33 protein-coding genes are annotated in these 19,880 nt (G+C 59.8%); 18 read left to right on the top strand and 15 right to left on the bottom strand.

Annotation, left to right across the window (positions count from 1 at the left end; genetic code table 11):
* Positions 1-12: 12 nt before the first annotated feature.
* The 13 genes from ACN9MB_RS09105 to ACN9MB_RS09045 form a co-directional block, all read right to left on the bottom strand.
* Positions 13-324 carry a hypothetical protein gene (locus ACN9MB_RS09105; protein WP_426271573.1) on the bottom strand — a complete coding sequence of 104 codons (312 nt, stop codon included), beginning with the start codon at positions 322-324 and terminating at the stop codon, positions 13-15.
* Positions 325-327: 3 nt separating this feature from the next.
* Positions 328-519, bottom strand: a complete 192-nt coding sequence (locus ACN9MB_RS09100; protein WP_426271572.1) for a hypothetical protein — start codon at positions 517-519, stop codon at positions 328-330.
* A gap of 43 nt (positions 520-562) precedes the next feature.
* Positions 563-994, bottom strand: a complete 432-nt coding sequence (locus ACN9MB_RS09095) for a hypothetical protein (RefSeq protein ID WP_426271571.1) — start codon at positions 992-994, stop codon at positions 563-565.
* A 12-nt stretch (positions 995-1,006) separates the two neighbouring features.
* Entirely contained in the window at positions 1,007-1,903 is an 897-nt protein-coding gene (locus ACN9MB_RS09090) for a phage capsid protein (RefSeq protein ID WP_426271570.1), read from the bottom strand.
* Positions 1,904-2,200: 297 nt separating this feature from the next.
* The gene (locus ACN9MB_RS09085) at positions 2,201-2,473 is read right to left on the bottom strand and encodes a hypothetical protein (protein ID WP_426271569.1); all 273 of its coding nucleotides are present in this window, start codon (positions 2,471-2,473) and stop codon (positions 2,201-2,203) included.
* Positions 2,474-2,476: 3 nt separating this feature from the next.
* The gene (locus ACN9MB_RS09080) at positions 2,477-3,355 is read right to left on the bottom strand and encodes a hypothetical protein (protein WP_426271568.1); all 879 of its coding nucleotides are present in this window, start codon (positions 3,353-3,355) and stop codon (positions 2,477-2,479) included.
* A gap of 9 nt (positions 3,356-3,364) precedes the next feature.
* On the bottom strand, positions 3,365-3,643 hold the full coding sequence (locus ACN9MB_RS09075; RefSeq protein ID WP_426271567.1) for a hypothetical protein: 279 nt from the start codon (positions 3,641-3,643) through the stop codon (positions 3,365-3,367).
* Positions 3,625-3,846, bottom strand: coding sequence for a hypothetical protein (locus tag ACN9MB_RS09070; protein ID WP_426271566.1), 222 nt, complete (start codon positions 3,844-3,846; stop codon positions 3,625-3,627). The genes ACN9MB_RS09075 and ACN9MB_RS09070 overlap by 19 nt, the downstream gene beginning before the upstream one ends.
* 3 nt (positions 3,847-3,849) lie before the next feature.
* Positions 3,850-5,529, bottom strand: a complete 1,680-nt coding sequence (locus ACN9MB_RS09065) for a portal protein (RefSeq protein ID WP_426271565.1) — start codon at positions 5,527-5,529, stop codon at positions 3,850-3,852.
* A 3-nt stretch (positions 5,530-5,532) separates the two neighbouring features.
* Complete coding sequence (locus tag ACN9MB_RS09060; RefSeq protein ID WP_426271564.1) at positions 5,533-5,730, bottom strand: hypothetical protein; 198 nt, start codon at positions 5,728-5,730, stop codon at positions 5,533-5,535.
* 64 nt (positions 5,731-5,794) lie between these two features.
* The gene (locus ACN9MB_RS09055) at positions 5,795-6,019 is read right to left on the bottom strand and encodes a hypothetical protein (protein WP_426271563.1); all 225 of its coding nucleotides are present in this window, start codon (positions 6,017-6,019) and stop codon (positions 5,795-5,797) included.
* A 9-nt stretch (positions 6,020-6,028) separates the two neighbouring features.
* A complete protein-coding gene (locus tag ACN9MB_RS09050) occupies positions 6,029-7,600 on the bottom strand; it encodes a hypothetical protein (RefSeq protein ID WP_426271562.1) in 1,572 nt (523 codons plus the stop codon).
* A gap of 147 nt (positions 7,601-7,747) precedes the next feature.
* Complete coding sequence (locus ACN9MB_RS09045) at positions 7,748-8,311, bottom strand: hypothetical protein (RefSeq protein WP_426271561.1); 564 nt, start codon at positions 8,309-8,311, stop codon at positions 7,748-7,750.
* A 54-nt stretch (positions 8,312-8,365) separates the two neighbouring features.
* Here ACN9MB_RS09045 and ACN9MB_RS09040 point away from each other — a divergent pair, with 54 nt between their 5' ends.
* Positions 8,366-8,569, top strand: coding sequence for a hypothetical protein (locus tag ACN9MB_RS09040; RefSeq protein WP_426271560.1), 204 nt, complete (start codon positions 8,366-8,368; stop codon positions 8,567-8,569).
* Between the two features lie 35 nt (positions 8,570-8,604).
* On the top strand, positions 8,605-8,826 hold the full coding sequence (locus tag ACN9MB_RS09035; RefSeq protein WP_426271559.1) for a hypothetical protein: 222 nt from the start codon (positions 8,605-8,607) through the stop codon (positions 8,824-8,826).
* Between the two features lie 397 nt (positions 8,827-9,223).
* Here the strand turns inward: ACN9MB_RS09035 and ACN9MB_RS09030 are convergent, their stop codons facing one another.
* Positions 9,224-9,841 (bottom strand): helix-turn-helix domain-containing protein, encoded by a 618-nt coding sequence (locus ACN9MB_RS09030; RefSeq protein ID WP_426271558.1) that lies wholly within the window; start codon positions 9,839-9,841, stop codon positions 9,224-9,226.
* Positions 9,842-10,027: 186 nt separating this feature from the next.
* Here ACN9MB_RS09030 and ACN9MB_RS09025 point away from each other — a divergent pair, with 186 nt between their 5' ends.
* Genes ACN9MB_RS09025 through ACN9MB_RS09015 form a run of 3 tightly spaced genes read left to right on the top strand, consistent with a single transcriptional unit; the run spans position 10,028 to position 12,242 of the window.
* Positions 10,028-11,077, top strand: a complete 1,050-nt coding sequence (locus tag ACN9MB_RS09025; protein ID WP_426271557.1) for a pentapeptide repeat-containing protein — start codon at positions 10,028-10,030, stop codon at positions 11,075-11,077.
* Positions 11,074-11,589, top strand: a complete 516-nt coding sequence (locus ACN9MB_RS09020; protein ID WP_426271556.1) for a hypothetical protein — start codon at positions 11,074-11,076, stop codon at positions 11,587-11,589. Before ACN9MB_RS09025 ends, ACN9MB_RS09020 begins: the two co-directional genes overlap by 4 nt.
* Entirely contained in the window at positions 11,586-12,242 is a 657-nt protein-coding gene (locus ACN9MB_RS09015) for a pentapeptide repeat-containing protein (RefSeq protein WP_426271555.1), read from the top strand. Before ACN9MB_RS09020 ends, ACN9MB_RS09015 begins: the two co-directional genes overlap by 4 nt.
* 1 nt (position 12,243) lies before the next feature.
* On the opposite strand, the gene ACN9MB_RS09010 is transcribed toward ACN9MB_RS09015, so the two are convergent.
* Positions 12,244-13,056, bottom strand: a complete 813-nt coding sequence (locus ACN9MB_RS09010; RefSeq protein ID WP_426271554.1) for a class I SAM-dependent methyltransferase — start codon at positions 13,054-13,056, stop codon at positions 12,244-12,246.
* Positions 13,057-13,187: 131 nt separating this feature from the next.
* On the opposite strand from ACN9MB_RS09010, the gene ACN9MB_RS09005 reads away from it, so the two are divergent.
* The 13 genes from ACN9MB_RS09005 (at position 13,188) to ACN9MB_RS08945 (ending at position 19,839) form a co-directional block, all read left to right on the top strand.
* The gene (locus ACN9MB_RS09005) at positions 13,188-13,358 is read left to right on the top strand and encodes a hypothetical protein (protein WP_426271553.1); all 171 of its coding nucleotides are present in this window, start codon (positions 13,188-13,190) and stop codon (positions 13,356-13,358) included.
* Between the two features lie 37 nt (positions 13,359-13,395).
* Entirely contained in the window at positions 13,396-14,223 is an 828-nt protein-coding gene (locus ACN9MB_RS09000) for a hypothetical protein (protein ID WP_426271552.1), read from the top strand.
* Positions 14,220-14,393: a hypothetical protein gene (locus ACN9MB_RS08995; RefSeq protein WP_426271551.1), complete on the top strand. Its 174-nt coding sequence runs from the start codon at positions 14,220-14,222 to the stop codon at positions 14,391-14,393. The genes ACN9MB_RS09000 and ACN9MB_RS08995 overlap by 4 nt, the downstream gene beginning before the upstream one ends.
* Positions 14,390-14,599, top strand: a complete 210-nt coding sequence (locus tag ACN9MB_RS08990; RefSeq protein ID WP_426271550.1) for a hypothetical protein — start codon at positions 14,390-14,392, stop codon at positions 14,597-14,599. The genes ACN9MB_RS08995 and ACN9MB_RS08990 overlap by 4 nt, the downstream gene beginning before the upstream one ends.
* Positions 14,600-14,606: 7 nt before the next feature.
* Complete coding sequence (locus ACN9MB_RS08985; RefSeq protein ID WP_426271549.1) at positions 14,607-15,008, top strand: dATP/dGTP diphosphohydrolase domain-containing protein; 402 nt, start codon at positions 14,607-14,609, stop codon at positions 15,006-15,008.
* 3 nt (positions 15,009-15,011) lie between these two features.
* Positions 15,012-15,215 carry a hypothetical protein gene (locus tag ACN9MB_RS08980; RefSeq protein ID WP_426271548.1) on the top strand — a complete coding sequence of 68 codons (204 nt, stop codon included), beginning with the start codon at positions 15,012-15,014 and terminating at the stop codon, positions 15,213-15,215.
* Positions 15,212-15,400, top strand: coding sequence for a hypothetical protein (locus ACN9MB_RS08975; RefSeq protein ID WP_426271547.1), 189 nt, complete (start codon positions 15,212-15,214; stop codon positions 15,398-15,400). Before ACN9MB_RS08980 ends, ACN9MB_RS08975 begins: the two co-directional genes overlap by 4 nt.
* The gene (locus ACN9MB_RS08970; RefSeq protein WP_426271546.1) at positions 15,393-16,748 is read left to right on the top strand and encodes a DEAD/DEAH box helicase; all 1,356 of its coding nucleotides are present in this window, start codon (positions 15,393-15,395) and stop codon (positions 16,746-16,748) included. The genes ACN9MB_RS08975 and ACN9MB_RS08970 overlap by 8 nt, the downstream gene beginning before the upstream one ends.
* 65 nt (positions 16,749-16,813) lie before the next feature.
* Positions 16,814-17,299: a hypothetical protein gene (locus ACN9MB_RS08965; RefSeq protein WP_426271545.1), complete on the top strand. Its 486-nt coding sequence runs from the start codon at positions 16,814-16,816 to the stop codon at positions 17,297-17,299.
* The gene (locus tag ACN9MB_RS08960) at positions 17,299-17,628 is read left to right on the top strand and encodes a hypothetical protein (protein ID WP_426271544.1); all 330 of its coding nucleotides are present in this window, start codon (positions 17,299-17,301) and stop codon (positions 17,626-17,628) included. Before ACN9MB_RS08965 ends, ACN9MB_RS08960 begins: the two co-directional genes overlap by 1 nt.
* A complete protein-coding gene (locus ACN9MB_RS08955; protein WP_426271543.1) occupies positions 17,625-17,906 on the top strand; it encodes a hypothetical protein in 282 nt (93 codons plus the stop codon). The genes ACN9MB_RS08960 and ACN9MB_RS08955 overlap by 4 nt, the downstream gene beginning before the upstream one ends.
* Positions 17,907-18,032: 126 nt before the next feature.
* A complete protein-coding gene (locus tag ACN9MB_RS08950) occupies positions 18,033-19,214 on the top strand; it encodes a DUF2800 domain-containing protein (protein WP_426271542.1) in 1,182 nt (393 codons plus the stop codon).
* 37 nt (positions 19,215-19,251) lie between these two features.
* Entirely contained in the window at positions 19,252-19,839 is a 588-nt protein-coding gene (locus tag ACN9MB_RS08945; RefSeq protein WP_426271541.1) for an ssDNA-binding protein, read from the top strand.
* Positions 19,840-19,880: the final 41 nt, after the last annotated feature.

The following is a 19,880-nucleotide window of genomic DNA, read 5'->3' as shown; positions in this document are numbered from 1 at the left end:
GCTGTTAACTCCTTACGTGTTGGTGATGCAGGCGATCTTGAAACCCGAAGCGGCAGGAACAGCGATCTCGACCGGTGTGTTCGCCGGCAAGCGCCAGTTGGTCGCGGTCGCTGTTGGGTTTGCACCTACGGCGACGGAACAAACGGCGTCCGCGCAAAGCACAACGAACGTGGTGCTGGCGTTGAGCGCGGCGGACTGTGCGCTGCCCGCGCCAATCGCCACAGTCTGTTCCGCCAAAGACGGATACGCCGGCACGCCCTGCTGCAGGTAACCAGCCAGGTCGCGGCCTTGTGTGGCGTGTTCTCGAATGTAGAGGACGGCCATGGCTTACAGCGGCGGGTACGGGGCGCGGATGATCGCCACCTTGAGCTTCTCGATAGCGATTTCGAGAGCGTCGCGAGTAGCCACATTCGTGGACGAGTTAACGGCCACTTCCACATCCTTGCCTGTGGTCGAAGTGGCGATCGTCACGGTGCTGTCTTCCGCACCGATATTCACGCCGTAAAAATAAGTTGCCATTCGGGTCTCCTGAGAGGGGGCGGCCTAAACCGCCCCGCTCTGGTCAGTTCGGGTGGCTGAAGTAGAGATCCACCACAAGGGTGCCCGAAGCCGGGAGAGCCGCCGCGCCTACGGTCAGCAGAACGCGTTCCGTTGCGGTGCTGGCGGCGCCGGAGAAGGCAGTCGCCGGACCGAACGGCGTAGGCGTATCCACCGCGGTGAACACCGCTGCGGCGCGGTACTTGCCCGCGGCAGACGCGTTGCCGAGCGCCACCGTGGACGAGCCCAGCGACACGCTACTGACCATCTCACCGCCAGCGAACACGAAGCCGGCCGGGACATCTGCCAACACCACGGTGTCGCCACTTGCCTGCGAGGCGAGTGTGACGGTGGCGCGGAAGCGACGGAGGCGAGCGTGATAGGCGCTGATGGCCGAAGGTTTGATCGACGGTACAAAGTCGATACCGGCGCATTCCACACTGTAAGTCTGTGCCATGTTGATTACTCCTTACAGGGCGTTGATCATGACGACGCGCTTTTCTTCCAAGCGAGTCGCGCCGAAGGTGCCGGTCGTATAGACCTGCCACGAGTTGCGCTTATCCGCGCGCTTGTCGACCGACGTCGAAATGTCGTTCCACAGGCCCAGCGCCATGCCCGACTTACACCACACCGGAATCTGACGGTTGGCCGGCTGGACACCCTGGTAGGACGGAGCACCCGGGTAACGCTCGGAGTGGATGAAGTTGAAGCCCATGAAGGTGGTGATGCGGCCGTCGACCAGCACCGGACGGTTGGTGTAGTCGAGACTGGTGGACTGGGTTTCGCCCAGCATGTCGTCGTGCGCCTTGGCGTCCAGGGCGACGAACAACTGCTCGACGTCGAGGTTCACTTCGGCGGCCAGCAGCAGCTGCTTGGCGGCGCGAAGCTTCTTGACGTTGAGGCCGGTATTGGCCGACGCACCCACCTGGATGCCGACCTGCTGGCCGCCGGGGAAAGCCGTGGACGTGGTGCCGTTTTCGCCGGTGAGCGAGTTGCCGAAGAACGCGGCAACGATCTCGTCATCCTGCGAGCGGCCCAACGCGTAGGCCTGTGTGCGGACATACTGGCTCGACGGATCGATCAGGATGCGCAGCTTGTCTTCGTTGTCGATCAGGTCGGCAACGTCGTAGTCGTTGGGGAAGCACCAACGGCGATCCTGCGGAGTCTGCACCAGCGGGGTATCGGAGTGACGACCCTGGTTCTTGACCGCGACCACCTGGCCAAACTGCTCAAGGACTTCAGCGGCTTTGCCGTGGAGTGCGTACTCCATGACGGTGCCGCGGAAGCGCGAACCTTCCTGCTGCAGCAGTACGCTGACGTTGGTCGCGTACTGCTGGACATTTGCGACAGTAATGTAATTGGACATGACAGGTTATTTCCTGAAAGAGAAGAAGCCGAAAAGGTCCGGACTGTTGGGGCGTCCGTCGTTCCCGGCTTGTCCTCTTCCGAGGGGCCTGACTGTCGTGGGCTCAGCTCAAGGGGTCGGGTTTGGCCGACTTGTCCTTCTTGCCCTGGGACGTTTGAGGCGTCCCGACAACTGCATTGTAATACCTTGTTGCGATATTCTCAACATTTTCCGCAGACCGATCCCCTGAAGCAATAGCGGTCTGCACCGCCAGCTTCAGGCATTCCAGTCGGAAAGTCACCACGTCCTGCGGCGGGATCACGTGTTCACCAGCACTTCCACGGCCACTTCCGTGTCACTCGGCGCGGACATGTCGACCATCTTCGGTGAACCTTCGATGGTGTCGAGGGCGCCCGCACCGCCGTCGCCGTTCGGGTGGATGTTGATGTACTGCAGGCCCGTCGAGCCATCCTGCAACACTTCCGCGTAGTAGTTGGCCGGATTCAGGCCGTTGCTGTTGCAGTAGGACAGCAGGTAGTTGTTGGGGTTGAAGCCCCAGAAATCAGCACGATCGGTGGCGATAATGGCCATGGGTTACTCCGGGAATGCGTAGTTGTGAAGCTTGGTCCACTTCGCCTTGGCTTCGGCGTCGCCGCTGAAGACCTTGGCCATGAACGCCTTGTCCTGCTTGTGTGCTGCAATTTCGGCCTTGGCCTGGCCCGGGGTGAGTGCGCCGCCATAGCTGGTGCTACTGGTGGCTACGAACTCCGATTCACCGGTCTTGCTGCCAATCTTGTGCAACAGTTCCATGGTGGCCTTGTGGCCCACCGCGCCGGATACCTTGTCGATGAAGTCGGCGCTCAAGCCCAGCGCTTGTGCGGCACTACGGGCAACAACCACGTTCTGGTCGTGCGCGGCGCCCCACTCGGTCTTGAGGGTTTGCACGTCACGGTTGAACGACTCAGTCGACTGCGTCGCCTGGGCGGCCTGCAAACCAGCCACCTGCTCGTTGTTCCAGGCGGCAAGACCTTCAACCTGCTTGGCGGTGAGACCGAGCTCGTGTGCCTTGGTCTTGAAGCCGTCGGCGAACTTCGGGTCGTGGCCTTCGGGCACCGTGACCTTGTAGTCCTTGGGCTCGGCGGGCCGACCTAGCTTGGCGTAGAACGCATCGAGCTCAGCGGCTTCAGCCTTCTCACCCGGCAGGATGACCGTACGGCCGGCCTTGTCGGCGCCAAAGGTTTTCTCCAAGGCGATGTAACTGTCCAGCACCTGGCTGGGTTCTTTCCAGCCCTTGTTCTGGACGTAACCCACACGGGTTTCGTCGGCGTCGCCGAGCCACTTGAATTCGTGGGCGACAGGAGCGGGAGCCGGAGCGCCGGCTACTTCGGAACTGGTTGACCCCGGGGGCGCCACCGTCGTGCTGGTGGTTCCCGGGTTGCCCGTGGTGTCGGACCCGGTTGCTGCGTCGGTCATGGTTGATCCTTATGGGGCGCGTGGAGCGGGCGCGCCTTGCCCGTATCGCTTCCACAACTCGTCGTCGGAAAGCTTCAGATGGTGTTGCAGCCGCAGCCATACCTCGCGCCGTCCCTCGGCCACGGCATGCGCGCGTGCGTCGGTGTGAAACGTGGATTCGGTGGCGCGGCAGAACTTGGCCAGATCCGCCAACACCTCTTCGGCCAACGGACCGGTGAAGGTGACACGGTAGGCGTGGGCGCGTCGGCGAAGGAAGCCGAGTGCGGCGTCTAGTGCTTTGTTTTCCATCCGTCGACATCCTCGATGCGTATGGAGTAACCCTTGTAATTCTTTTCGGCGCCTTCCATGCCGTTCATCCAGTACCACCACCGATCATCCTGCGTGGTGAACGGTGCCTTGGCTTTCCAGCCGTAGCACTGAAAACCTTCCCACCCCGATCGGATGGCCTGACGTTTCGCCTGGTCGTCCAGGTAAATGCGATGGTCATCCATCGATCAGCCTCCGGGGGTTTGCGCGCCGGATGGCGCCGCAGCCTTCGCCATGGCGGCCATGCCCGGCAACGCCTGCGTGATCTGTTCTGTCGCCTGCTGCTGCTGGCGCGCCTTGCGCTTGGCGGCCACGGTGTCGGGATCGTTGACGTACCGGTACGGTGCGCCGTTGATGTCGACCATCTCGGGGATGATCGTGTCCCAGTTGAACCAGTCCAGAGCCGACGGATCTTGGGTCTGGCCGGCGATCTCGGCGGCGAACTGCACGGAACGCTGGATGCCGGAGGCTTCCTCGGCGCGCATCGCACGGTTGAGCGGCGCGTCGTACTCGACGTGGAAACGGGCCTTGGCCTCGATGAGCTCGGGCGGGATCGGCGGCAACAGCCCCAGGCGCAGCAGGATGCTGTATTCGCGCTCGATCATTGGCCCTAAGGATTCGGACTGGAACCGGCCCATGGTCGGGGACAACAGGGCGCCCTTCTCGCGCGAACGCTCCAACACTTCAGTCGCCGTCATCTGGGGCGATTCGACCATAATCTGAAACAGGCTGACCAGGAACGCGTCGTTGATGCCGGCGCGCTCATCGTCCATCATCTCCTTGCCGATCTGCACATTGCCGATCGGGAGAGTGTGGACCAATGGGCGGCCGTCAGCGTTCACCGCGCCGTAGTTGGTGGCGCCAGGTTTCAGGCTCAGGCCGTCCATGATGCCGTCGTCATGCGCCAGCAGCACCGGAGCCACGGCACGATGGCCCTGCTCCAACATGGTCTTCTTTTCCTCGTTCAGCACCTTGATGCTGGGGAGGACGTTCATCGCTGGGCTGCGGCCGTAGATCTCACCGGGCGCCGTGATGTAACGGCTGACCGCATACGGAAGCTGGCGATAGCCGCCCTCTTCCAGGAATGTCTGGGTGTCCTCGATCACGTAGACGGATTCGAAGGGCATGCCCTTGGCGTCGATACGGATCGGGTTAAAGTCGGCGCGCGGCGTGACGCGATGGATCACCCACACCACGTGCTCGGGCTTGGTGGCCAGCATCCCGGAGAACTTCTCCGGCAGGCGGTCGATCCAAGCGTCAGGCGTGCCGGCCTTGCGCTGGGCAATCTGGCGGATCGTCATCGGGAACCGACGCAGCACCGTGTCGACGATGCCCTGGTGGTTCTCTTGGAAATACACCTCGCCCAGGTTGATGTTGCGGTAGCGCAGCCCCTTACGCCCCCGGTTATCCATCAACTCGTCGATGTACAGGCAGCTGGTGCCAAAGGCGCCAATGCCGATGTAGCCATCGTGCTGCTGGGACTGGTAGTTCGCCATGGGCGAATACCGGTGGTAGAACAACGCGTCATTGACCTGATCGCACCACAGCTGCACGTTGCGCAGCTTCATCAGGTTCGGGTCGGTCACCCGGATGCGGTGCCACTTGCCGTTGCGCGGCGTGAGCATCGACTCCATCGCTGCAGCAAAGCGGAACAGCGCGGTGTTGGCCGTGCTGTCGAACATCTGGTATCCGCGCTCCTGGCCCGGCACCGTGTTGCCCTGGGTGTAGAAGCTCGTCTCGTAGTACGGCAGCACCAACTGGGCGATGTCTTCCCAGTGCTTTTCCCAGATGCCACGCTTGGACTTCGCCTCGCTGTAGCAGCGGACGACGTCCTGGACGAGCAACGATTCGCGGTCAGGACCGGCCATGACTTAGCAGGTCACCTGAAAGGGCGACGTATGCGACAAGTTCGGCGTCTGCCCGAGCTTCAACCAGTCGTAAGTTGGCGTCACCTTGGTGAAGGCAAGCGCCAAATGGTCCTGGATTGCTTTCCACTGTGCGGCCGTCGGAGGCTTGTCAGTCAGCTCAGCGAAGCCCTGAAGCCAATAGCAGAAGTCCTGCGGGGTCATCAGATTGATTCCCGTTCGATACAGTCAGTTGAGCTTTTCTCAACACTGCGGGCGCAAGAACGCATCACGGGCCTGAGCCCCCCAGCAAGCCGCTGGTCGAAGACACCGTGCCCAGGTTCCCCAAACCGGAACCGCCATTGAGCACGGTGCTCGACCGCCCGCCCGCCTGCAGGCGCGCCTGCTCGTCTTGCTGGGCCTTGGTGATCTGGGTGTTGTTCGCGGCCTGAGTCGGCACCGGGGGCGGTGCGACGGGCGCGGGCATTTTGGGGCTGGAAAACAGGCCACCCATAGAGATCACCTATCGCAAAAAGGATTTCGATGTGCCAAGTATATCGTAACTGACATCCCGGGCGACAGTGCCGCGACGGTTGTGCCGGCTCGATCGGATGTCGTTCCGCGCCACCGTATGGGCAAAGGTCATGCTCAGCGCATCTGCTTCGTCGGGAGAGGCAAGGCCGCGACCCTTGGCCTCTTCCTTGGATTCCACCTGCAACTTGCCCGAGAGCTTGTTGTACTTGTACTCGGGGGCCTTCAAGTCATCGGCCAGGGTGGTGTTGGCCGGGATGCAGCCCGTCAGAAGCCAGTCCTTCATCGTGTCCCAGATCTCGGCACGCTTGTTCTGGTAACGGTCTTTCTCCTTGGCATCACCCTGCACCATCACGTCGATGACCTTGTAGCCCATCTGGCGCAACCGGTCGGCCACCGGGCCGCCCACGCCGTTGGCATCGATGAACACGGCGTCCGGGTTGTACTTGCCAATGGCGTCCGCCACGTGGTCCGCGAAGACCATGGTCGAGATCCCCTTGTACCGTTGCCACGGGATCGACCGCGCGTCGGCGCCGCGTCGGAAGGCGATCACGCTTGAGTCCTCGCCGTAGCGGGCCACGTCGATGCCCATCACCAGGGGTGCGCCTGGGTCCGACGTAAGCTGGCGCTCCGTGGCACCGATGATGTTGCTCATCGGGATCAGCTGGCGGGCGCCTGCGTTGGGAAACTCGCCGTAGACCTCGATGCGCGCCTCGTCCGAGTCGGCGCCGTACTGGTCAATGATCTTCTGGTAGATGGCCTGGTCGGTGCCCTCAACCGTGCGAGCGTCGATCTTCCGGGCGCGCCAGAAGTTGCGGAACTTGTGGTGGGTTTCGAAAAAGGCGCCCGTGTTGTTGCGGGGGTTGGAGTAGATGTCCCAGTAGCGGTCGAGCACCGGCTCGGTGAAGAAACCTTCGGAGACTGAGAAGATCGCTTGCGGGATGCCGCTGGCCTCGTCCATCACCAGCTTCACCCCGTTGTGGTTGTGCACACCGGCAAAGGCGTCGGGCTTTTCCTCGGACCACAGCTGGGCCTGCAGGTAGTAATAGCCCGTGTCGATCTTGAGCTGGTCCTTCAGGAGGGTCTCAAACCATTCAGCGGGTTTGAGGCTCATGGCCTGGCGATCGAACCAGTGGGAGTTGATCGCCATGGTGTGCCACTTGCCCAGCTCGGCCATGGTGCGGCTGACCAGCTGTTGCTCGGTATTGGCCGTGATGATCGTGGTCGAGCCGAGCCGGGTGGTGAGCATGTGGATTCCCTCCATGGCCACCTCCGCGGACTTGCCAATGCCGCGGCCGGACGCCTTGGAGCCCATCCACATGAGTGGCTGTTGGCCCATGGCGATCCGGTGTTTGTTGTTCCGGATGTGCTCGGTCTTCTGCTCCAACTCTTCGATCTGCCACTTTCGTGGCTCCTTGAATTTTTCGAGCGGGGTGTTGGCCTTGCCCCAGGGGAAGACGAACATGACCCAGGCGCGCAGGTCGTCGGCCAAATTCGGATCCCACAGCTCGGTCATGAGCGTTTGCTCATCGGCGGCGGAATAAAGCTGTTTGGCCTTCGGCATGTTGATATTTACTCAACGTTCATGAAAAATTTTTAGGATTCGCGAACAGCGGCTTCGGCATGGCCCCGGGTGAAACATCGCGCCAGAATCCGGGGGTGCCACCACCCCCACCCGGCCTTTCGCGGCTGGATGGGACCCGCAAACGGGTCAGTCGAAGATGTCCGGGAGTGGTGGAGTTGATTCGTTATCAATTTGCTGATCGGATTGATTGTCTTGTGACTCAATCACTTGCACATCGAGGATGTCCACTGGGTCGCACATAGGTCGCAATTGGCTGCGCGAACGCGCTTCGGCCAGGGCAGATCCGATGTCGATCGTCTGCGTCACGTTGATGTCGAGCTTGTCGCCGTAGACCTTGGGAACGAGCTTTGACGCCATCCAGCGCTGTGTGTCGATAATCAAGCGGGCGCGGTTGACGTCCGGCTCTGTGCGCGCCACCTCCTCCATCAAATCCACGCGTTGGTCGACTACGATCGCGCGCGCAGACCGGAACGCGTGTTCGAAAGCTGGCATTTCTGCGCGCCACTTGGCGTAGCGATATTGCGTGATTCCTTGTGTTTTCAAACACTTATCGATGCTCACCCCGGTGAGCATCAAATCCAAGAACGCTTGCTGTTCCTCAGTAATTTGAGGAACGGTGACCTTTGATAGGCTTTGGCTATCACTCACAGCATCACCATAGGGAAATTCGATTGCGCCAAGTGTTGACATTGCGCCAACGTTGTGGACATTATACCAACACCAGCCTGCAAACGGGAGAATGACATGAACCGCCAAACCCTTCGGAACGCCTATCCGTTCCACAACACGCAGCCGTATGTGTCCGTGGGCTACAACCCCAAGCGCGACAACACCAACCGCTTCAGCCAAGTGATGGCGAGGATCTTGATCTACGGTACGAGTTCAGCCGTCGGGATTGCCGTAGTGCTGAGCATCGCGCACAGCGTGATCAGGGCTTTTGCCGCCTGAACTGTTGACATTTCGCCAACGCGCCGGAGAAAACCATGGCCAACTCAGACTGGCTCACCCTCAAGGGTGGCAACCACGAACTGCACTGCGGTGAAGGCCGCAAGCTGCGCATCATCCAAACCAAGCGCCAACCCCAGCAATGGACGGCGGTCGCGGTGCTCACGAGATCCCAGGCGATCGGACGATATGCCACCAAGGAGGAAGCCCAGCAAGCAGCAGAAGCTTGGGCGGCAGAAGCTTGGGGCCACAAGCGCTAGCCAACCCCTCCCCCCGTAAAGAACGAGCCGGCCTTGCGCCGGCTTTCTTTTGTCTTGGACAGGCGCCTACCCGTCAGCCAAGAGAGGACAACCCTCCCCTTCTATCTTTCTACTTTCCCTAAGCCGACTTTCAAAACGTAGAACCGTCGGAACCGTTGTTGTACAAGGCTTATACTCTTTATTCTTCTTTTTCTATTAAATAAATAGAGTTAGTAGGGATATACATATGTCTCCACACATATATTTCCCATTCTATACTGTGGGACAGCCCCCGAAAATCCCACAGCAACTTCTTCATTCCGCGAGAATTCATAGAAAGCAGGGTAAGTTGTTGACGCTCCTACGTTTTCCGGCTTCTAGACCCTTCTAGGATTCCAGAATAACGTAGAATCCGCCCTCAAACCCGCTCCAAACCGCTCACCGGAATCACTCCAACAATCTCAACGTCCTCCGTTCGCGCCCCAAATCCTAATACTGGGCCTAAATCAAAACGTCCTGCCACAAAACTGGGTTTGAACTTCCGGAGCATCACCCGGCCGTCTGCCAACTGCACCAGGCCAAAGTCCACAGCGGCCCCAGAAGGCGTTGACACCTCACTCGGTCGGCACACGATGCGCACGTTGGCCAGGAAGGGATCACCAATTACCTGCAGCGTGACGGCGTCCGCGGCGTCACTGCGCCCGTTGAACGTGACCTCACCGCTGGCGGCATCGATCACGCCTCCGGCAACCGTCGCGGGCTTGGCCGGTGACACGATGACCTGGGCCCCGGTGCCTGCCGCGGCGCGCTCGATGTGTCCGGCGTGCCGGTAAACCTCTTCTTCGGATAGATCCAGGATCCGGGCCAGCTTTTTGATCTCGGCCACTTGGATGCGACGTTCGCCGTTGAGCATCTTGCTCATGGAGGACTTATCTACCCCTACGGCCTGCGCAACGGCATTTTGCGTAACGTTGGCTCGATCGAACATCAAGCGAAACCACTTCGCATCAATGGGGTGCTTCTTTTTGGTGGCCACAAAGGCTCTCCCTTGGATTGAGAATCCGTCAATTAGACCCGGATTCCTGTTTCCGATCAACCCCTTCCTCCCCCACCATGAGGCGTAAGCGTGCACTTACATTCGTGAATATGCCGTCTATCCTGTTGACAAGCTGTTGAGCTAAGCGCAACATGATGCCCAATCGTCCACGAGAGGGAGCACCACATGAAATTCGACATCAAGCACCGTTGGTCTGGCAACGTCATTTTCTCTTGCGAACTCACGGCTGAGTTGGCCGGCGCGGAGTACGCATTGCAACTGGGCTTTGCAGTGAAGAAGGCGATCGAAGCAAAGGCCACCCTGTCCGGCGCCAACCTGTACGGCGCCACCCTGTCCGACGCCAACCTGTCCGACGCCAACCTGTCCCGCGCCACCCTGTACGGCGCCACCCTGTCCCGCGCCAACCTGTCCCGCGCCAACCTGTACGGCGCCACCCTGTCCCGCGCCGACCTGTCCGGCGCCAACCTGTCCCGCGCCAACCTGTACGGCGCCGACCTGTACGGCGCCACCCTGTCCCGCGCCACCCTGTCCGGCGCCAACCTGTACGGCGCCACCCTGTCCGGCGCCAACCTGTCCCGCGCCACCCTGTCCGGCGCCAACCTGTACGGCGCCACCCTGTACGGCGCCAACCTGTCCGGCGCCACCCTGTCCGGCGCCAACCTGTCCGACGCCAACCTGTCCCGCGCCACCCTGTCCGGCGCCAACCTGTCCGGCGCCACCCTGTCCGACGCCACCCTGTCCCGCGCCACCCTGTCCGGCGCCAACCTGTCCGGCGCCACCCTGTCCGACGCCGACCTGTACGGCGCCAACCTGTCCGGCGCCAACCTGTCCGGCGCCACCCTGTCCGACGCCGACCTGTACGGCGCCAACCTAACGGACGCGAAGGATGCGGCGGTTGCCATTGCTCGCACGCGTATCTTGTCTGACGGCGCGCTGATTGGCTGGAAGAAGCTGCAAAAGGGCGTCATCGCCAAATTGCGAATTCCTGAAGAGGCAAAACGTTGCCATGCGTTTGGCCGTAAGTGCCGCGCTGAGTTTGTGGACGTCCTGGAAGTCTTCGGCGCCGAGGTTGGCATCTCTAAGCACGATCACAAGACGAAATACGTCGCCGGCCAGCGCGTTACGCCTGACCGTTTCGAGGAGAACTGGCAGATCGAATGCGCACCGGGTATCCATTTCTTCATCACACGCGAAGAAGCCGAGGCGTACGAATGAAGCCAATCCTAGCGATTGATCCGGGCTTGTACGGTGCTGTCGCTGCGTACGACGGGAACAAGCTGGCGGTCTACGACATGCCAATCATCGAAACGAATAAGAAGACAGTGCTCGATCTGGAAAAGCTTTGGGGTCTCATGCTGGTGTTGACGCATATATCTCGTGATGTGGTTATCGAGAGCGTGCACAACATGCCCAACCAAGGTCGAACGAGCATTTTCAGTTTTGGCCGAACCTGCGGGGCAACAGATATGGCGGTCATCGCTGCCGGCGCTACGTTGCATTTAGTGACGCCGCAACAGTGGAAATTTGGCGTGGGCTTGAACGCTGTTCCTGGTCAGGATCGAAAAGAACGCAAGAACGCATCGCGTGCGAAAGCCATCGAATTATTCCCCGAATACGCGGACTTGTTCGCGCGTGTGAAAGATGACGGCCGTGCGGAAGCTGCGCTGATGGCTTGGTGGTTTGTCCATAAGAAACCCAATTCAATTTCTATTCGGAGCACCACATGAAATTCGACATCAAGCACCGTTGGTCTGGCAACGTCATTTTCTCTTGCGAACTCACGGCTGAGTTGGCCGGCGCGGAGTACGCATTGCAACTGGGCTTTGCAGTGAAGAAGGCGATCGAAGCAAAGGCCAACCTGTACGGCGCCAACCTGTACGGCGCCACCCTGTCCCGCGCCGACCTGTCCGGCGCCAACCTGTCCCGCGCCAACCTGTACGGCGCCGACCTGTACGGCGCCAACCTGTCCCGCGCCAACCTGTCCGGCGCCAACCTGTACGGCGCCACCCTGTCCGGCGCCAACCTGTCCGGCGCCAACCTGCGTTCGGTGCGTGCCGACTTTTACGATGTGCTTGCCTGGGCGCCCGCCGAAGTCCCCGCATTGATAGACGCACTTAAGAACGGCGGGGTGGATGGTTCAACCTATCAAGGCGCATGTGCCTGTCTTGTTGGCACGATCGCCAATGTTCGCGGCGTTGAATATAGCGAGTTGGAACACGACAGCAGTCGTCCCATTGAAGTGTTCTTCGCGAGCATTCGTGAAGGCGACACGCCGGCCACGAATCAGTTCTCGGCTATCGCCACTGAATGGGCCGAACAATGGTTGGCGAACATGCGTGTTGCTTTCAACCGTGCCGATGGCGCCGCGAAGGCGCCATAGATCACGCCGCCTTTTCCATCTCACCAACCGCCCTCCCATGCGTACGCTTGGCGACGACCGTAAATAGTTGGTTCATGACACCATCGTACGGATGAGCATGGTAGGTAACTTGGACATCTTCGAACCCAAGCACGCCGACAGCGCGTATGACCCACTGCGGAGTGATGTCCCACCAAGTGTCCTTGGGTTCGACAGTCCTAGCGTCTGGCAAGAAATCAAGCGCTGGGATGCCCTCTGGCGCGCCATGGATCACCGGCCAGATGGCATTTCTTGGAGAGCGCAGAACATCCGTCACAATGACAGTCTCGCGAGTCAGGCGCAGTCCATTTTGCAGGGCAAGGAACGGGTCTCGGAAGTGCAGCAGATTCGACCCGAAGACAGATACGTCCACCGGGCCAATGTCTGAAGGAATAGAATAGACATCGCCGTATACGACTTTCGCTTTCGACTTATTTAGGCGATGAGCGAGCCAATAGGCGTTGTTTAGACGGTCGATGATTGATTTGCGCTCGTGGGCGATGTGCTCGTAGTGCTCCCACTTAGCGAACGGAACCATGTCCCAGTCGCCTGACTTGTCCAGGTCGTACGACACTACTTCAGCCCCTTGGGACTCCATGTAGAACGACAGGATGCCGCTAGCGCAACCGATGTCTAAGGCGCGCTTATCGGAAAACTGGAAGCCACCCAGATAGGCTGGAAGGCTTGCCCGAAGATCCCAATTGCCGGCCACGGTGCCGATCTCTGGCAGATCCATCGTGTGATAGAAATAGCACTGGTTCACATCTTCAATATGACGAGGTTTAGCGTAAGGCATACCGTTCACTCCGTGAATTATTGGGAAATTCACCCGCAGGCAAACTAGCAGCGGACCTCCCAAACATGCCAGCCCCGAACGCTTTCAGCAAGCTGTGGAATTCTACGTGCCCAGCGAATAGAGGAACTGTTATGACTATCTGCACTGGCATTAATCCGTCCGACATTCCCTGCGCGGATCTCAAACTACTGGAGCAGTCCCTGGTTCTACGAATCAATAAGGATCAAGTGATGCTGGCAGAGGTGCGCGAAGAACTCTCTTCTCGTGTCAAATCTGTTGAGCTTTCCTCAACTGAGGAGTAAAATGTCATCACATGGGCCACAAACGGAAACGCGATCTATGACGCTCCCTAAGCGCCACTTCGTGATACCCGATACTCAGGTCAAGAAAGGTGTGCCGATTGACCATATGGCGTGGATCGGCGCCGCTATTCGCGACTACAAGCCCGACGTGGTCGTCCACCTGGGGGACCACTGGGACTTCCCTTCCCTCTCCCGTTACGACGCCAAGGGCTCCCTGGCCTCAGAGGGTGCGCGCGTCGAGGATGATATCGCCTCCGGCAACGAAGCCATGGCTCTGTTGACCCGTTCGATGGGCCGCTTCAAGGGCCGCAAGATCATCCTGGAAGGCAATCATGAAAACCGCCTCGTCCGCGCCATCAACGAAGATCCGCGCTTGGCTGGCACGTTGGGTTATCACCTTCTCAATCGAGAACGCCTCGGGTGGGAAGTCGTTCCCTACTTCTGTGGCGCGCCTGGTCAGATCACTGTCGATGGTGTGGTGTACGCCCACTACTTCAGCGCCGTCAACACCGGCCGCGCCATTGGTGGAACCGCCAACAACAAGTTGAACCACGTAGGCGAACCGTTTGTGCAGGGCCACGTCCAAGGGTATGACGTCGGGTCCAAGCAATACGCCACAGGCAAGATCAAGCAAGGCATCGTTGCTGGCTCCGCCTACCTGCACGACGAAGACTACAAGGGCATGGCCAACAACCACTGGCGCGGTGTGCTTGTGCTTAACGAGGTGCGCGACGGCCAGTTCTGCGCGATGCCTCTCACTCTGGATTACCTGTGCCGCAAGTACGAAGGCGTGGGCCTTGACCGGTTCCTGCGCCGTAAGTACCGCAACGCGGTCCAGCGTTTCACTCTCGCGAGGGCGGCATGAAAATTAAAGGGATGATTGTTGGCCCCATTCTCGGGGTTGCCCTTGTGCTCTTTGGCGCATGGCTGGGCGGATTCGAATGGCATCGCGGCTTCGAGGCGGTGATGTTGTATTTCTTCACGCTCTTCGCGGTGGCGACGGGCTTTGTGTTGGGAGGAACCGCAGATTCATGAGCGATGCCAAACCAAATCGCGAACCCTCCAAGTTCCCTCAGCAGAGCCTGAAGCTGGATCACATGGATCAGGTTTTGAACCACGTGGAGTGGCTGCTACGCAACCACCGCCAAGTCGCCATCGTTGAAGACGGTGACGGCTGGCGCGTCTCCACCACGCTTCGTCCGTCAAAGAAGGCCAAAGTCTATGGAAAGTTTGCGCCCTAGCACGATCATGTCCCTGCCCACGGACGCCGCGTCGCGTGAGCAGTACCCGATGGCGGACGGCCTGTTGGACTACTTCCCGAACGCCTTAGCAGAAGTGTCGCGACTATCCAAGGTGGGTAACGACCAGCACAACCCCGGCCAGCCGATGCACCACAACCGCGATAAGTCCACGGACCACGCCAACAAGGTGATCAAGCACCTGGTCGATCGCGGCAAGTTCGACACAGATGGTGTACGCCACTCCGTCAAGGCCGCGTGGCGCGCGCTGGCGTTGGCCCAGGAAGAGATTGAACGTGACGAAGGTGTTCCCCTGCCCCGGGGCTGCAAGACGACCAAAGAACATCGACGCGTTGCGACACGTGAGGATCTCGACGCGGCTGGGCTCACGCACCTCACACTGAGGGATTAGCGTATGAAAATGCCCAACATCCTCTGGCTGTGTTTCGTGCTCCTGGTGTTGTCTCTGGCCGAACTGGTCTTCATCGTCACGACCATCGTGTTGAGCTTTGCTCACCTGTGGGTGTGTGCCGGTGCGTGTGTGGCCGCAGTAATCGCAGTTGGCTTCGTCGAAAGCCAGATGGTCCGTGAGTTCTGGGACGTGGAGGACGCGACGTGAGCGTGATGGAAGAGTTCAACCTGTTCGCGTTCCAACGGGCGCGCAGTAAGTACCTCCGCCGCCAGTACAAGGAGATGGAGCACAACGATTGGGTGGCGTTGGTTGAGGGCTACATGACCCAGAACGAACGCCTGGAAGCGGAGATAGAGGGGCTGGAATCCGATCTGGCGGAACTGCGTGACTGAGCTTGCACTGCCACTTGATTGGCAGTTGGAAGGTTCGCAGTTTCTTGCGGAACGGACTCAGGCGTTCCTTGCGGACGAGCCGGGTGTGGGCAAGTCAGGCCAGGCGGTCAGGGCGTGTGATTTAGTTGGCGCTTTGAACATCCTGGTCCTCGTCCCGGCGAGTGTTCGCGTTAACTGGCTGAACGAATTCAAAAAATTTTCACCTTTCGACCGTCAAGAAACCGCCGTTTTCGACGGAAAAACGTCACCAGGCGCCACAGGGGTGACGGTGTGTTCTTACGACCTGTTGGCCAACAAGAAGCTGCGCGCGTCTCTCATGGCGAGACGTTGGGATGTTCTCATCCTCGATGAGTCGCACATGTTGAAGGCGCGAACGGCCTCGCGAACCAAGGCCATCTATGGCCGCAAGAGTGATGGCGTGACCGGGTTGATGACATCCGCGAAGCACGTGTGGCGACTGTCGGGAACACCCGCTCCCAACTTCGTGGATGAGCTATGGACTCATTTACACAGTGCAGGTCTATATCCAAAGAACTACTACGATTTTGTGGATGAGTTTTGCACGGGATTTAAATCGGATTACGGGTTTCGAATCACTGGCACGAAGAATGCACAACGCCTTCGCGCCTTACTGAAACCTTTCATGTTGCGCAGGAAGAAAGCCGACGTGTTGCCCAAGTTGCCGCCCATTGAATTCGAACATCACACCGTGGAACCCACGGCCGTCGATGCACGCGCGTACTTCGGCACGTTGAAGGAATTCGACCCGTACTTGCACGAGGATTTGCAGAAACAAAACGCGCAGTTAAAGGATGCTGTCGCAGTCGGTGATAACACACTGGAATATCTTCGTAGTGTCGCCACGTCCGTCGGCACACTGCGCCGGTACATCGGTCTCTCGAAAGTACCCGGCTACCTCGACGTGGTGAAACCCGAATTGAAAGCGCGGCGATTCGACAAGCTGTTAATAGGCGCGTGGCATACCGATGTCATCGAGGCATTGCGTACAGGGCTCCGTGAGTTTGGCGCGGTCACGCTGTTTGGCGGCACGCCTGCGGATAAGCGCCAGCACCTGCTGGACAAGTTCAAGACCAACCGCGCGTGCCGCGTGTTGATCTGCCAGGTGAAGGTGGGCATCGGTTTCAATGCAACCGCGGCCTACAGGGTGGACCTGTTGGAACCCTCATGGGTACCTGCAGAAAACAAGCAGTTTATTGACCGTGCTCACCGCATCGGCCAGGACTGCACGGTGACGGTGCGCTACTTCGGCTGCAACCGCAGCGTCGACGCAGACATCACGAAAGCGCTGGCGCTAAAGGGCCGCGAATTAGCGAAAGTTTTCGATTGACATATGTCGTTCGGTGTTGAGACAATATCAACATCGCGGCCACAACGAGTGAAAGGAGCTTTTGCATGTTTACACTGACCATCCAAGTCTCGTCGATCGACGAAGCCGAGCGCATTCTGGCCGCGCTGAAACATACCGCTGATCCTGCTGCTGTCGCGCAGGCGGAAGACCAAGTGTTCGCGGGCCCGAGCCCGTCGACCATTATCGAAAATCCCGAGAAAAATTCTCCGGCAATCGAGCAAACGCCGCGCAAGCGCGGTCGTCCACCGAAGGCCGCCCAAGAATCTGCTGCGCCGGTTGCAGAATCCGGTTCGGCGGCAGTAGCTCCGGCGCTAGAAGAACAGCCGGTCAGCGAGCCCGTCGTTCACTCGGCGCAGCAGACCCTCTCGATCGACGACGCGCGTAACGCGCTCAAGGAAGTCCAGGCCAAGTACGGCACGGCGGACATGGCCAAGCCCCTTGAACTGCTCGGCCAGTTCGGCGCGAACCGCGTGTCCGAAGTGAAGGCCGACGACTACGTGGCGTTCATCGCCGCGTGCAAGGCGGCGTAATGGCCCGCTGGTGGGAAATTGATATCCGCTCGGCCGCCAAGCGCAAGCTAGCGCCGAAGGCGGCGTATCGGCCCCGTAAAGAGGCGCCCCCGCGGGACATGGTCAGTGGCATCACTGCGTGGTGCCTGTACATGGCCACCAAGGACCACGCCAAGGCCAAAGGCCAAGCCTTGTACATCACGTACGAACTGATGGGTTTGGGTAACAGCACCTCCGAACGCATGCGCAATTCCAAGCCTATCGCGCAAGCCACGGCCTTGAAGATCCTGAAGTACCTGGGCACAGACGTGCGTGCAGTGTTGAGTAAATATCAACCGGAGTCGAAATGAAAAAGCGAACCGTCGCACCGTTCTACGGCAAGCGCGAACAGCGCATCGAGAAACAGATCGCCAACACGCAGGCACTTGCCGCATGCGTTCTAGATCTAACCCAGCGCAAGTTGCTTCACGACAAGGTCACCGAAATGAAGGCCGACGTTGTCAACAGCATGGCCAAGAAGTTCAAGGTGTGGCTCGGCACGACGCATGCCCCCTGGGCACCGATGCCCCGCAAGGGCTTCCACATGGAGCGTGTCGACGGGGCGGCGATGGAGGTGGCCAATGTCTAACTCTTCGATCGGCGAAGGCTTGGCCGTTATCGCATTCATCGGCGCCGCTACAGCGTGCTACCTAACTGGCCACTTCGTTGCCGCAGGCGCGATGTGCTTGCTGGGGTTCGCAGCCCGGGGCCGGGTATGACCCTCCCGGCCCACTCCCGTGTCGGCGCCAGCGGCATGTCACGTTGGGAAAAGGATCACTGCCCCGGCTCCGTGCAGTTATCGGCGGGGCTTGAGTCCAAGGCCGGATACGCGGCGGCTGAAGGTACGGTCGCGCACATGCTTGGCGAACTGGCCCTGTTGGGCAAGCCATACAAGCAATGGCTTGGTGTGGTCGTCGTGCAGGACGGTCACTCCGTCGAAGTCACTAAAGAAATGATCGAGTTCGTCACCGAATACAAGGTGACGGTCGATGATTTGTGCGACAAGGACACGGTCCGGCACGTGGAGCATAAGTTCCACTTGAAGGATCTGCACCCTTCCCTGTTCGGCACGTCGGACTGTGTGCTGTGGCATCCCAAGCGCAAGCACTTGGATGTGATCGATCTGAAGTACGGCGCCGGTCACGCGGTTGAAGTCCACGGCAATCCGCAGCTGCAGTACTACGCGTTGGGCGCCATGGTCACGCTGAAGTACCCGGCGCAGACCATTGGCCAGCACATCTTTCAGCCCCGCTGTCCACACAGTGATGGCCCGCACCGCACCACGGAAATCGACGCGATGGACGCGCTCGACTTCGCCGGTTACCTGGTGGCGTCCGTGCGCGAGACGGAAAAGCCCAACGCCGCGGTACGTGCCGGTGACTGGTGCCGTTACTGTCCGGCCGCAGGCGTGCCAGGCAAGTGCCCGGTGCAGGAGAAGTTGCCGCAGGAGTTGGCCAAGTCCGTGTTCGCCGCGGTGCCGATCGCCATCGGCTATGACCCGGCTGAGCTTAAGAAATGGCTGGACCGTCTGCCGATCCTGGAAGCCCAGATCAAGGCCGTGCGTGAGTTCGCGTACGACGAAGCGGAAGCCGGCCGCACGCCCCCAGGGTACAAGCTGGTGGAGAAGTTGGGGCGTGAGAAGTGGAAGCCGGACATCTCCGCACGTGCATTGATCGCAGAGTTCGACTTAAGCGGCAAGGATCTCTTCGAAGAGCCCGAACTGAAGTCCCCGGCCCAGGTGCGAAAGCTGGTGCCCGGCAAAAACGACAAGGAACGTGCCGCCAACTTGGCCAAGTTCACCGTCAAGGAATCCAGTGGCCACGCCCTCGTCCACGAAGGCGACAAGCGCCCTGCGATCAACCTCAGTGCTCAGGCCGTTTTCGCACGTGCCGAGTGATGAGATTTTCTCAACGCCAAAAAGCGAGCAAACCGATATGACCGATACCCAAGTGATCACCCCCGAGTTCCGCGTCTCCTACCCCAAGGTGTTCCGCCCCGAGCGCAACGACCTGAACGGGCGTGACGAGTACAGCTTGACCGCGCTGTTCACCAAGGGCGCGGACCTGGCCAAGCTCAAGGCTGCGGTGAAGGCCGCTGCCGAGAAGAAGTGGGGCACGGACCAAAAGAAGTGGCCGAAGAACCTGCGCAGCCCGTTCCGTGATCAGGCCGAACGTGCCAAGACCGATGACGACGACAACGAATACTTGCCGGATGGTTACGAAGCCGGCGCGATCTTCATCAACATGAAGTCGACCAAGAAGCCGGGCCTGGTCGACGCCAAGAACGAAGACATCATCGACGACGCCGATTTCTACGGCGGCTGCTACGCCCGTGCCCAGGTCAACGCGTCCGCGTACGACCACAAGGGCAACACCGGTGTAGCCCTGTACCTCAATCACGTGCAAAAGCTGCGTGATGGTGAGTCATTTGGTAGTGCGACGCGCAATGCGTCTGATGTTTTCGAAGCCGTCAGCGACGGCGGTGGCGAAAGTGGCAAGTCCGGTGGCGGCGTGTTCGATTGATTCCCCTGGCGCCCTTCGGGGCGCCTTTTTACTTGGAGATG

Origin of the sequence: Dyella kyungheensis, from assembly GCF_049913195.1 — a bacterium.
Lineage (GTDB): Bacteria > Pseudomonadota > Gammaproteobacteria > Xanthomonadales > Rhodanobacteraceae > Dyella > Dyella kyungheensis.
This window is presented reverse-complemented; position numbering and strand designations above follow the sequence as displayed.